Origin of the sequence: Paraburkholderia lebeckiae, from assembly GCF_050436325.1 — a bacterium.
GTDB classification, from domain to species: domain Bacteria; phylum Pseudomonadota; class Gammaproteobacteria; order Burkholderiales; family Burkholderiaceae; genus Paraburkholderia; species Paraburkholderia tuberum.
Genome location: NZ_JBNDLZ010000001.1, coordinates 284,755 through 296,555 on the forward strand (window position 1 = coordinate 284,755; position 11,801 = coordinate 296,555).

Below are 11,801 nucleotides of genomic sequence, written 5' to 3' on the forward strand. Positions count from 1 at the left end.
CGCCGCAGCGCATGTCGCGCAGCACCCTCGGGAGACACCTATCGTGGCCAATCAGAACGCAACACCACGCCGCGCGAGTTCGCCGCTGCGCGTGACAGCTGCCAGCTTCGTCGGCACGACGCTTGAGTTCTACGATTTTTTCATCTACGGGACGATGGCGGCGCTCGTCTTCAAGCAGCTGTTTTTTCCGGGCTACAGCACACTTGCCGGCACGCTTGCGTCGTTCGCCACGTTTGCGGTCGGATTCGTCGCGCGGCCGCTCGGCAGTGTGTTCTTCGGTTATATGGGCGACTGGTTCGGGCGTCGCGGCACCCTCGTGGTGTCGCTTACCATGATGGGCGGCTCGACAGTTGCAATCGGTCTGCTACCGAGCTATGCCACCGCGGGTCTCGCCGCGCCGGTGTTGCTGGTGGTTCTGTTGCAATAGCGGAGGCTGGTATGCTGCGGGACCTAACAGAATGATGTGAGCGGCAATGAAAGCGCTGAGTCCGGCGGTAGCCAAAGTGCTGAAGCGGTTGCACTATCCACTTGTGATAATATTGGTTTGCGTGCGTTGGTACGTCGCCTACCCGCTCAGCTTGCGCAATCTCGAGGAGATGATGGCCGAACGGGGGATCCCGGTCGATCATTCGACCGTTCACCGGTGGGCCATCAAGCTGCTGCCGGTGCTTGAAAAGGCGTTCCGCCGCTGCAAGCGCCCGGTCGGCAAGAGCTGGCGTGTCGACGAGACCTACATCAAAGTCAAGGGGCAATGGACCTATCTGTACCGCGCCGTCGACAAGGCCGGCAACACGGTTGACTTCCTGCTGCGAGCCAGGCGGGACAAGGAAGCGGCCCGACGGTACTTCGAGAAGGCCATCGATCAGAATGGCGTGCCCGAAACCGTAACCATCGACAGGAGTGGTGCCAATCTGGCCGGGCTGCACGCCGTGAACGCCGAGCGTGAGACGCCTATCAAGATCCGCCAGGTTAAGTATCTCAACAACATCGTGGAACAAGACCATCGGGCGATAAAGCGCCGTACCCGACCCATGTTGGGATTCAAGATATTTCGTTGTGCGCGCATCTTGTTAAGCGGCATTGAACTTATGCATATGATCGCCAAAGGGCAGATGAAAGACTGTGGTATCGGACAGACTCCCGCGGAGCAGTTCTACTCGTTAGTGGTATAAGTAGTCCTTAGCATGCTGGCCATTGTTCAACGCACTTTTCTTATTCCGACAGAACCTGCCGTGCTGTCTGCGCAGATAATCAGTCGCCCGACCGACCTCCTGCGCCGAGTCGGATTACCCATCGCATCGATCGGCCATAGCCACGCGATTCACGCACCCCAGGGACCGACGTTTAATCGTCAACCCGGGATACGGGCGGGCGCCTCCCTAAAAACTATCCCATTCCCCCGCCTCACTGGTTTGCGCCGTCCGCGCGGGCGGTGATGCAGACCGCTTCACGGCGACTTCCGTGGCGGGCGTCCGAGGGCGCGACGGCACCGTCGTGCGCGTCGTCGGCGCGATAGAACGACTAACCTCAGCGTCGTGTGAACCGTGCAGCTTGAACATCGAAACGGACGCTTTCAGATCGTTCGCCTGCGACTCGAGCGAGCTGGCAGCCGCCGCCGCCTGTTCGACCAGCGCCGCGTTCTGTTGCGTGACTTCGTCCATCTGCGTGACAGCCTGGTTGACCTGGCCGATGCCCTTGCTCTGTTCACGTGAGGCGTCGGTGATTTCACCCATGATGTCGGTCACGCGCCTGATCTCGTGAGTGATCTCGCGCATCTTCGCACCCGCTTCGCGCACATGGCCGGCGCCTGCCTGCACGCGCTCCACGGAATCGTGAATCAGTTCCTTGATTTCCTTGGATGCCGCCGAGGAGCGCTGCGCCAGCGCTCGAACTTCCGAGGCCACCACCGCGAAACCGCGACCTTGTTCACCCGCGCGCGCCGCTTCGACAGCCGCATTCAGCGCAAGAATATTGGTCTGGAAGGCGATGCCCTCAATGATGCCGACAATATTGGCGATCTTGTCCGAACTGGCGTTGATACCGTCCATGGTTTCGACCACGCGGGAAACTACGGTGCCGCCCTGTTCCGCCACCTGGGCGGCCTGCGCGGCGAGCTGGTTGGCCTGACTGGCGTTGTCGGCATTCTGGGTGACGGTCGAGGTCAGCTGCTCCATGCTCGACGCCGTTTCTTCGAGCGACGCTGCCTGCTCTTCAGTGCGCTGCGACAGGTCCTGGTTGCCCGCCGCAATCTGGTGCGTGGCGGTGGCAATCGAGTCGGCGGAAATCTTGATCGTGCCGATCGTCTGGGTGAGCTGCTCCTGCATGCGCTTCATCGAAAACAGCAGGCTCGAACGATCATTCGGCGCCGTCTTCACCTCCGCAGTCAGATCGTTGTCAGCAATCTGGTTGGCGATCTCCGCGGCATAGGCCGGCTCTCCGCCCAGTGAGCGGAAGATGCCGCGGTTGAGCAGCACCACGACGACTGACAAGGCGCCGGCCAGGATCACCAGAATTCCGAGGCTGTGATACAGGGACGAGCGGAATGCCGCATCGATGTCGTCGACATAAAGACCCACCGTAAGAATCCAGTCCCACGGCTGATAGGTCAGGTTGTAGGCGATTTTCGGGGAATATTCGGTTCCTCCCGGCTTCACACCGGAATAGGCGGTAAAGCCTTTGCCATCACGCTTGATGACGGCAACCATATCCCTGAAAAGGTAAATGCCGTTCGGATCCTTGTAGTCGCTGACGTCCTTGCCATTCAATTGCGTTAGCGTCGGGTGCATCAGAACCATCGGCTGCGAATTGACAATCTGGAAATAGCCGCTCTCGCCAAACCGCATGTTCCGGACGGTGTCCATCGCCCGTTTCTTGGCTTCCGCAAGGGGCATTGACCCGGCGGCGGCCTGATCGCCCAAGGTCTTGACGGCACTCAACGCGAGCTCCGCCGTGTGTTGCAGGTCCAACCTACGCTCCTCCATCCGCATCTCCCGCGTCTGGTAGGCGTTGTATATCGATATTCCGGCGAGACACAGCAAACTGAGGATGAGTGGCAGCCAGAGCTTCTGAACGAAAGACAGCTTCATATGTTCCGAACCTTTCAGCGTGAGAGCAGCGAGCGGGCAAAATCGCCAAACGAGACAATGGAGCGTGACTAAATAAATCGTTAATAAGCTATAACGGCAGCCAAGCCGAAATCTCCATACTTATTAAGTTGTCCCTGCCCAATTAGGATTCGATGACCGTCCATCTCTCGAGAGGGCAGCCAGCCGGCCAATGCCACCAGCGCCTCGAACAGACGTGACAGCGGCCCGCTCCTAAAGGCAGCGGCCGCTCAAGCAAAGGCACCGGGTCGTTCCCCGACCCAGGTTTATGCAACGATGCCCCTATGCGTTCACGTATGCGGTCTTGACTGTCGTGTAAAACTCGCGCGCATAACTGCCTTGTTCACGCGCTCCGTAACTTGACCCCTTGCGTCCGCCAAAAGGCACGTGATAGTCGACGCCCGCAGTCGCGGTATTGACCATCACCATGCCGACCTGCGCATGACGCTTGAAGTGCGTGGCGTACTTGAGCGAGGTCGTACAAATCCCGGCCGACAGTCCGAACTCGGTGTCGTTGGCGGTGGCGAGTGCGGCTTCGTAGTCTTTGACCTTGATGACGGATGCCACCGGGCCAAACACCTCTTCGCGATTGATACGCATCGTGGGCGTCGTGTCGGTGATCAATGCGGGCGCGAGGAAGAAACCGTTGGTGCTGGCGGCGACGCGCTCACCGCCGAAGACCGTACCACCCTCTTCACGCGCAATCGCAATGTACCGTTCGTCTTGCGCCAGCTGCCGTTCGTCGACCACTGGACCGATCTGCGTATCCGGCGCGAGGGCGTCGCCGATTTTCAATGTCTTGAGGCGCGCTTTCACCGCCTCAACGAAGCGATCGTGGATGCCTTCGGTGACGATGAGACGGCTCGACGCGGTGCAGCGCTGGCCGGTCGAGAAGAACGCACCGTTCACGCACGCCTCGACTGCGACGTTGAGATCCGCATCATCGAGGACCACCATCGGATTCTTACCGCCCATTTCCAGCTGCACCTTCTTGCCGGTCGCGACGCATTTGGCAGCGATGCTGCGCCCGGTCGATACGGAACCGGTGAAGCTGATGGCGTCCACGTCCGGCGAATTGACCAGCGCCTCACCAATCACCGAGCCACGGCCCATAACCAGATTGATGACGCCAGCGGGCGCGCCCGCCTCCGCAATAATTTTGACGAGTTCCCACGCGCTGCCCGGAACCAGATCGGCCGGCTTGATGACGACGCAGTTGCCATAGGCAAGCGCAGGCGCAATCTTCCAGGCCGGAATCGCAATCGGAAAATTCCACGGCGTGATCATTCCGATCACACCAAGCGGTTCGCGCGTCACTTCAACTGTCATGCCGGGACGCACGGACTGCACGATCTCGCCGCCTAACCGTAATGCCTCGCCAGCAAAGAACTTGAAAATCTGGCCGGCGCGGCCTGCTTCGCCGATCGCCTCCGGCAGCGTTTTGCCTTCCTCGCGGGCGAGCAGGCGGCCAAGCTCTTCCTTGCGGGCGAGAATCGCCGTGCCCGCGCGGTCGAGGACATCGAATCGCTGCTGCGGTGTCGACAGCGACCAGCTCGCGAATGCCTTGCGCGCGGCCTGGATAGCACGTGCTGTCTGCTGCACGTCCGCCTGGGAATACTCACCGACTACGTCGTCGACGTCAGAGGGGTTTACGTTGCGCGAAAAGGTCGGGCCGTCCAGCCATTCACCATCGATGAAATTTGCGTAGCGGGTCATTCTATTTATGCTCCATGTGTGTCGATTCTATTGGCGTCGCCGGGTATCCGAAGAACCCGCTCAAAGCAGTCCGCGCTTCGCGAGACTTGCATACAACGCTCGCACACCGAAGGTCCACGCAGGAATACCGGTAGAAAGTTGCACGGTGCTGACCAATGCACCTAGGGAAGGTGTGGCAATCGTCACGACGTCGCCCAGATGGTGCGTAAACCCGCCGCCAGGCGCATCGCGATCCTTGATCGGCGAGAACATCGTGCCGAGGAACAGCATGAAGCCATCCGGGTATTGATGATGCGCACCGTAGGTCTGGTTGACGAGGTCGGCCGGGTCGCGGCTGATCTCGGTCATATGGCTCACCCCTTCGAGAACGAAATCATCGTCGCCCTCGATCCGCAATGACAGGCTGGCCCCGCGTACCGTATCCAGGGTGAATGATTCGTCGAACAGACGTACAAACGGTCCAATCGCGCACGAACCGTTGTTGTCCTTCGCCTTGCCAAGCAACAACGCCGAACGGCCTTCGATATCGCGCAAATTCACGTCGTTGCCCAACGTTGCGCCAACGATCCCACCCGCGCTGTTCACCGCCAGCACGATTTCGGGTTCCGGATTGTTCCAGGCCGACGTCGGATACAGGCCCACAGCAGCTCCCAGTCCCACCGACGACATCGGTTGCGATTTCGAGAACACTTCGGCGTCCGGGCCGATCCCTACTTCCATGTATTGCGACCACGCGTTGCGGCGTTCGAGCTCGGCCTTGAGCCTCATGGCTGCCTCTGAACCCGGCTTGATTTTCGCGAGGTCCGTGCCGATCAGTTCCGTGATCATGCTGCGAACTTCGACTGCTTTCGCTGCGTCGCCACCGGCTTGCTCTTCGATCACGCGTTCAAGCAGACTCACTGCAAACGTCACGCCGCACGCCTTGATGGCCTGCACGTCGCAGGGCGCCAATAGGCGCAGGCTCCCTTCATCGGATGACGCGAAGCTCGCTTCAACCAATGCGCTGACCGGCCCGAGGGACTCGCCGCGCGCGTCACGTGCGATGGCGACAGCATCGGCCCGATCAAAAAGATCAGCGGTGGTGGGGACGGTCGCAGTGATGTCGAAGACTTCACCATGGCGGACCACGACGACCGACGGACCATTAATGGGCGCCGGCCGCCAGACGCGTCCGATCAGCAGTGCGTTATCGAGGTCGTCGGGAAGGCAGGAGGCAGTAAGTGGTCGCATTCGGGTCGGATGTAGCACGCGTTAAGTGAGCCGTGATCGTAGCCACGCATTGGCAGAGTGTCCATCTTGTTGATCTTGTATCCAATGTGTTGGACAATCGGGCGACTTAAAAATCACCTGGATTGCGGTCATGAAGACCCTCTACGAAGTTCCGGCGCTCAAGCGCGCCCACGATGTTCTCGAGATCCTCGCGCAAGCAACCGCGCCCGTGCGGGCGTCCGCACTCGTCGAGGGGACGGGTCTGTCGCGCAGCACGCTCTATCTGCTGCTCGATTCGCTGGAACACCGTCACTGGATCGCGAAACGAAGCGACGGCTACATCATCGGCCTGAAGCTGTTCGAACTGGGAAGCGCCTACGTTCGGCACGACGGTTTGCAGGTCGCGTTCAGGAATGAGGCCAGCGCTTTTGTTGCGGCGCATAACGAGGTCGTGCAACTCGCGGTGCTCGACGCGGCGGAGGTGGTCTACATCGCGCGCGAAGACGCACAACGTCCCGTGCGGCTCGTCTCGGATCTCGGTTCGCGACTGCCGGCGCACTGCAGCGCGCTCGGTAAGGCGCTCCTGGCGAGCCTCTCCGACGAGGAAGTGACAGCGGTATTGCCAGAGCGCCTCGCCGCCATGACTTCGCACTCGATCACCCGGCGCAGCGCGTTGCTGCGCGAACTCGCAGGCATCCGCGCGTGCGGGCTTGCCACCGAGCGCGAAGAGGTCAGTGTCGGTCTTGCGTGCTTCGCGGCATACGTCGGGGTGACGCCGCTCGGCAAGCGCGTCGCCGTCAGCACCAGCGTGCCGCTTGGCCGCCTCGAAGGGAGACGGGAAAAACAGATCGTCACCGGAATCGCGCGCATCGCCAGCCGGATCGCGGCAACGTTGTGACAACAGTTACCCGCGTCAGACGAACACGTCGACGCCGGTTCGCGAAGCTCACGTATATCGATGCGGTGCCGGCTGCCATTTCTTCCAGAAATCGGGGTCGTGGCAAATCACCAGATCGCCGCCGAAAAACTCGGTCAGCAGGCGCAGCCGGGCAATCGACGCGATGGCCTGCTCGGTCGTGTGCGCATTGCCCGGCGGCATATCGGGATCGAGGTTCGCTGGGCAGAACACTGCGTCACCGGTCATGATCATGATCGCGCCCGACGGCAGAGTCAGCATCAGCGATTGATGCCCCGGCGTGTGCCCCGGCGTGGTCAGCACGGCGACGCCGGGCTTGATCATCTGATCGCCGCCCAGCAGTTCATACTGAATGCCACAATCGAAGTACGCACGCTCGTACGGTCGCGCGACAAAGGTGTCGGGCTGATACGCGAAACGATATTCAGTGCGTTGCACCAGAAAACGCGCATGCGGAAACAACATGTTGCCGCCCGAGTGGTCCCAATGGAAGTGACTGTTGATAACCAACTTGACGTCTTCCGGCGTATGACCGAGATCGGCCAGCCGTGCACGGATATCGTCCTGCCGATCGTAGCGCGCGATCATTTCGGAAAAGCGCTTCATCGACAGGCATGGATCGGTGCCCTCCTGCTCGCAATCATGCGGCAGCAGGCCCGTGTCGAACAGAATGTGCTCGCCGTCGGCCATTTCGATAAATGCGCCGGTCACGGGAATCTCGACCCGCGTGCCCATGCCGCGTCTGAGCGTCAATGACGACTGGTCGTTGATCAGTGTGCCTAGGTTGAACAGCGAAACGCTTTTGACGAGCGTCTCGTTTGCGCTGCGGGTGCTGCCTGGTGTAGTCATCTGTCGGGCTTCCAGTAGTGCCATGATCAGGTTTGGCCGAATCGTGGCTGCATTGCTTGACCGTGTTGAAATTCGCATTTGTGGTTCTGACTCGCGCCGCGCTCGAACTGCGCGCTTCGCCAACGGCACGCTCTTGCGGTGCTGCTCTGCCGCGCGGCAGATACTCGTTCACCGGTTACTGTTCAGACTGTCGGCGCGTGCTCCAGTGATGCAGATGAAGCATGCAGCGACGCCGCAGCGGCACCGATGGGATGATAAAATCCAGCCTGCGCTCGATGCGCCGGCGCGGCAGTGCGTGGTTCCCGTGCCCGTATGCGTATCCGCCGGCTTCCCGTCGCGTACTTCATCTGATTTAAACAGGAGCCATCTTGCCTATCGCTGCCCTCGGCCCTCCGCGCCGGCTGTATCGCGAAATCGCCGCGCAGCTCGAAGCGCTGATCAGTAATGGCGAGTTTCCCCCCGGTACTCGCCTGCCCGGAGAGCGCGAACTGGCAAAGCTGTTCGGCGTGAGCCGTCCGCCGCTGCGCGAGGCGCTGCTCGCGCTGGAGATCGCCGGCCTGGTCGATGTGCGCGTTGGCTCGGGCGTGTGGGTGGTCGAACGCGCGTCCAGTCCGCGTGCAGATGTTGCCGTGAGTACCGGGGACAGCGGTGAACCCGGGCCGTTCGAACTCATCAAGGCGCGCGAAGTGCTCGAGGGCGAAATTGCCGCGCTGGCAGCCAGTGCCGCCACTCAGTCCGACCTCGACGGCATTCTCGAGACCATCGACCAGATGATCGAGGAGAACGCTCACCACGTCGTCGAGCAGGAAGCCGACAGGCTGTTCCATCTGCGCATCGCCGCTGCCACCGGCAATAGTGCGTTCGTTCATCTGATACGCTCGATCTGGGCATTCCGCTACGACCCGATGTGGATCAAGATTGAAGAGCATTTTCTGACGCCGCAACGCCGCGCGCAAACCGTGAAGGATCATCTGACGATCTATAAGGCGATCAAGTCGCGCGACCCGGAACGCGCACGGGCCGCGATGCATGCTCACCTGCGCCGCGTTCATGACGAATTCACGAAGGGATGGGACAAGGCAAATCGTCCGGTTGAAACTAGCGGCGCGCCGTCTGTTGGTACCCACGACTGAGTCACCGGTTTCACGCCATGCGAAGGCATGGCGTGTCAGGTTATCCATCGGATGTCCATAAGCTTCGGCGAACGTTGTCGCCATCAGCAAAAGCGGCGGGCCTCAAGTCCCAGGCACTACGCGTCGAGCGGGGTCGGGAAGGCGATACCGTAGCGCTGCCCGCACACCTCAAGCGCCGGCCGGATCGTGTCGTGCAGCCGCACGCCGCCTGCAAGTTGTGCCGCTCTGCGAGTCATACCGCCGTCCCCAGGCATGCGCACGCTTTCCACGCCGGGGCGTGGCGGATTGTTGCGGCATGCATCCGCAAGCCAATCCATCTGCCGCTTGAATTCCTGCTCACCGCAGAAAGCCGCCGGGTCATACAACGTCATGAATACAGTCGCCCCCCAGCCCTCGGACGGATCGGCGCGACCGAAGCCGGCCAGGCCGCTCGTCAGCGCTTCGATCAGCACGGCGAGTCCGAAGCCCTTATGGCCTGCTCCCAGACCGCCAAGGGGAAGTATGGTGCCGGGCGGATTTTCGAACAGCACGCCGGGTTCGTCGGTGGCATTGCCTTGCGCATCGAGCATCCATGGCTCGTTGAAACGCTCGCCCGCTTTGTGCCGCCGTGCGGTCATCGCATTGGTGGTGACCGACGATGAAATGTCGATAAGAAACGGCGTATCCGACGTCGGCACGCCGATCGCGACCGGATTCGGTGTGAACACGGCGCGTGTGCCGCCGAACGGCGCGACGCTTTGCACGCTCGGATCGGAACTGGACAGCATCAGCACGAAACCCGCTTCCGTCGCCTTCAGCAGGTACGCGGCGAGGCTCGCAATATGATGGCTGCGACGAATCACCAGTGTCGCGGTGCCGTATTCACGAGCCCGCGGCAACAGCGCGTCAATACCGCGCAGCACCAGCGACGGTCCGGGCAGACGGCGCCCATCCCACAACAAGGTTGCCGCTTTGTCGGCGATCACGAGAGGCTCGCCTTCCTTGGTCATGGTGCCGCCCTCGAGCGCGCCGATATAACCGGCAAGCTGCGCCAAACCGTGCGTGTCATGGCCGAGCAGGTCACCGTCGACCAAAGTGCGCGCCACCGCATCGGCATGCGTCGACGCAAGGCCTGCCGCTTCCAGTAGTTGATTCGCGTAGCCGATCAGCGCGTCGGCAGCGTAGCGTGGTGTGCTCATCGCGTCACCCCGCTCGGCATGCCGTAGGTTGTCGTGGATAGCGCGGCAATCGCATCACGCGCAATGGCCGCAAAGGCGTTCGAAGTCATACGGATTATTCTCCTGAATAGCTTGCTGCAGATGCACGGGAAGGTTTCACATGACCGCGCCCAGTTGCCATGGTACGAACTCTGATTGTCCGTAGCCATGCAACTCGCTTTTGGTACGCGTTCCCGATGCGGTAGCCAGCATTGTTTGGAATATCTGCTCACCCATCTCGTCGATGCTTGACTCGCCGTCCAGTATGGGTCCGCAATTGATGTCGACGTCGGCTTGCTGACGCGCCCAAAGCGCGTTGTTGGTGCCGAGCTTGATCGACGGAGACGGCGCGCAGCCATAAGCAGAACCGCGCCCGGTGGTGAAGCAGATCAGGTTCGCGCCACCGGCGACCTGGCCGGTTGCCGACACCGGATCATAGCCAGGGGTATCCATGAATACCAGGCCATGCGCCCGGACCGGCTGAGCGTATTCGTAGACCGCCTGCAGTGCGGAAGTGCCACCTTTGGCCACCGCCCCGAGCGACTTCTCGAGAATGGTGGTCAATCCACCGGCCTTGTTGCCGGCGGACGGATTGTTGTTCATGCTGGCACCGTGCCGTTCACAGTACTGGGTCCACCAGTTTATCCGTTCGAGCAGTTTCTCTCCGACTTCGCGCGACACAGCACGGCGCAGCAGCAGATGTTCGGCGCCATAGATTTCCGGGGTTTCTGACAGGATCGCGGTGCCACCGTGCGCCACGAGTCGATCGACCGCGGCGCCCAGAGCTGGATTCGCAGTGATTCCCGAGTAGCCGTCCGAACCGCCGCACTGCAGGCCGACGATCAGCCGGCTGGCCGGCACTGGCCGGCGCTCGACGCGTGGCAGATCGGCCAGCATGGTCTCGATCAGACGCACGCCGGTCTCAACCGCCGCAGTAGTACCGCCAACTTCCTGAATGTTGAACGTTCGCAGCAGCGCCGATTCGCTCAATCCCTGCTCGGCCATCAGGCCGGAAATCTGGTTAGTTTCGCAGCCAAGTCCGACGATCAGCAGACCCGCAAAGTTTGCATGTCCCGCGTATCCGGCCAGCGTGCGGCGCAGCACGGTTAGTCCCTCGCCTTCGCTGTCGGTGGCGCAGCCGGCACCGTGCGTCAGCGCGACCACGCCGTCGATGTGCGGGAAATCCCGCAACGCGGCGCCATCGCGGCGTGGACCGCTGAAATGATTAGCGATACCACGAGCGACGGTCGCCGAACAATTTACGGACGTCAGGATACCAATGTAATTACGTGTGGCGATGCGTCCATCTTCGCGCTCGATGCCAAGAAATGTGGCCTCTGACGGCGCAGGAGGCAGAGATCGCAGATCCTCGCCGATCACATAATCGCGCGCGAATTCGCTCATCGCGAGATTGTGCACATGGACGTGGCCGCCGCTGTCGACAGGCTGCGTCGTGACGCCGATGATCTGGCCGTAGCGCCGCACGGGCTCGCCGGCCGCGAGCGGCCGGGTCGCGACCTTGTGGCCGGCCGGCACCAGATCCGCGGCGACGACGTCGGCTTCGAGGCGATTGCCAGGTATCAACTGACGGCGCGAAATGACGACATTGTCGTCCGGATGCAACCGTATGACGGGCGATGGGGAGCTCATAGTGCTTTTGGATGAAATGAGGCAGCCC

At 61.3% G+C, this 11,801-nt stretch carries 10 protein-coding genes; 4 read left to right on the forward strand and 6 right to left on the reverse strand.

The features are described 5' to 3' along the window. The first annotated feature begins 43 nt into the window (after positions 1 to 43). Together OKW44_RS01415 and OKW44_RS01420 are read left to right on the forward strand one after the other, a co-directional pair. On the forward strand, positions 44 to 427 hold the full coding sequence (locus tag OKW44_RS01415; protein WP_018420213.1) for an MFS transporter: 384 nt from the start codon (positions 44 to 46) through the stop codon (positions 425 to 427). 46 nt (positions 428 to 473) lie between these two features. Continuing rightward, the gene (locus OKW44_RS01420) at positions 474 to 1,172 is read left to right on the forward strand and encodes an IS6 family transposase (RefSeq protein ID WP_018420212.1); all 699 of its coding nucleotides are present in this window, start codon (positions 474 to 476) and stop codon (positions 1,170 to 1,172) included. Between the two features lie 207 nt (positions 1,173 to 1,379). Here OKW44_RS01420 and OKW44_RS01425 read toward each other — a convergent pair whose 3' ends face one another. The 3 genes from OKW44_RS01425 to OKW44_RS01435 all read right to left on the reverse strand — a co-directional run bounded on the left by OKW44_RS01425 (position 1,380) and on the right by OKW44_RS01435 (position 6,050). Then, positions 1,380 to 3,086: a methyl-accepting chemotaxis protein gene (locus OKW44_RS01425; protein WP_018420211.1), complete on the reverse strand. Its 1,707-nt coding sequence runs from the start codon at positions 3,084 to 3,086 to the stop codon at positions 1,380 to 1,382. A gap of 300 nt (positions 3,087 to 3,386) precedes the next feature. Further along, complete coding sequence (locus OKW44_RS01430) at positions 3,387 to 4,820, reverse strand: aldehyde dehydrogenase family protein (RefSeq protein ID WP_018420210.1); 1,434 nt, start codon at positions 4,818 to 4,820, stop codon at positions 3,387 to 3,389. A 60-nt stretch (positions 4,821 to 4,880) separates the two neighbouring features. Further along, positions 4,881 to 6,050, reverse strand: coding sequence for a fumarylacetoacetate hydrolase family protein (locus tag OKW44_RS01435; protein WP_018420209.1), 1,170 nt, complete (start codon positions 6,048 to 6,050; stop codon positions 4,881 to 4,883). Between the two features lie 130 nt (positions 6,051 to 6,180). On the opposite strand from OKW44_RS01435, the gene OKW44_RS01440 reads away from it, so the two are divergent. Continuing rightward, positions 6,181 to 6,927, forward strand: a complete 747-nt coding sequence (locus tag OKW44_RS01440) for an IclR family transcriptional regulator (RefSeq protein WP_018420208.1) — start codon at positions 6,181 to 6,183, stop codon at positions 6,925 to 6,927. Between the two features lie 48 nt (positions 6,928 to 6,975). Here the strand turns inward: OKW44_RS01440 and OKW44_RS01445 are convergent, their stop codons facing one another. Then, positions 6,976 to 7,794, reverse strand: coding sequence for an N-acyl homoserine lactonase family protein (locus tag OKW44_RS01445; RefSeq protein ID WP_018420207.1), 819 nt, complete (start codon positions 7,792 to 7,794; stop codon positions 6,976 to 6,978). 368 nt (positions 7,795 to 8,162) lie between these two features. On the opposite strand from OKW44_RS01445, the gene OKW44_RS01450 reads away from it, so the two are divergent. Then, complete coding sequence (locus OKW44_RS01450; RefSeq protein WP_018420206.1) at positions 8,163 to 8,927, forward strand: FadR/GntR family transcriptional regulator; 765 nt, start codon at positions 8,163 to 8,165, stop codon at positions 8,925 to 8,927. 116 nt (positions 8,928 to 9,043) lie between these two features. Here OKW44_RS01450 and OKW44_RS01455 read toward each other — a convergent pair whose 3' ends face one another. Both OKW44_RS01455 and OKW44_RS01460 read right to left on the reverse strand, forming a co-directional pair. Beyond that, positions 9,044 to 10,105: an Ldh family oxidoreductase gene (locus OKW44_RS01455; protein ID WP_018420205.1), complete on the reverse strand. Its 1,062-nt coding sequence runs from the start codon at positions 10,103 to 10,105 to the stop codon at positions 9,044 to 9,046. Positions 10,106 to 10,240: 135 nt separating this feature from the next. Then, positions 10,241 to 11,773 (reverse strand): UxaA family hydrolase, encoded by a 1,533-nt coding sequence (locus tag OKW44_RS01460; protein ID WP_026225736.1) that lies wholly within the window; start codon positions 11,771 to 11,773, stop codon positions 10,241 to 10,243. Positions 11,774 to 11,801: the final 28 nt, after the last annotated feature.

Bases quoted from the DNA above. Each gene is read 5' to 3' on its own strand.
- OKW44_RS01420 (WP_018420212.1), top strand. From the start codon at position 474: ATGAAAGCGCTGAGTCCGGCGGTAGCCAAAGTGCTGAAGCGGTTGCAC.
- OKW44_RS01425 (WP_018420211.1), bottom strand. From the start codon at position 3,086: ATGAAGCTGTCTTTCGTTCAGAAGCTCTGGCTGCCACTCATCCTCAGT.
- OKW44_RS01430 (WP_018420210.1), bottom strand. From the start codon at position 4,820: ATGACCCGCTACGCAAATTTCATCGATGGTGAATGGCTGGACGGCCCG.
- OKW44_RS01435 (WP_018420209.1), bottom strand. From the start codon at position 6,050: ATGCGACCACTTACTGCCTCCTGCCTTCCCGACGACCTCGATAACGCA.
- OKW44_RS01440 (WP_018420208.1), top strand. From the start codon at position 6,181: ATGAAGACCCTCTACGAAGTTCCGGCGCTCAAGCGCGCCCACGATGTT.
- OKW44_RS01445 (WP_018420207.1), bottom strand. From the start codon at position 7,794: ATGACTACACCAGGCAGCACCCGCAGCGCAAACGAGACGCTCGTCAAA.
- OKW44_RS01455 (WP_018420205.1), bottom strand. From the start codon at position 10,105: ATGAGCACACCACGCTACGCTGCCGACGCGCTGATCGGCTACGCGAAT.
- OKW44_RS01460 (WP_026225736.1), bottom strand. From the start codon at position 11,773: ATGAGCTCCCCATCGCCCGTCATACGGTTGCATCCGGACGACAATGTC.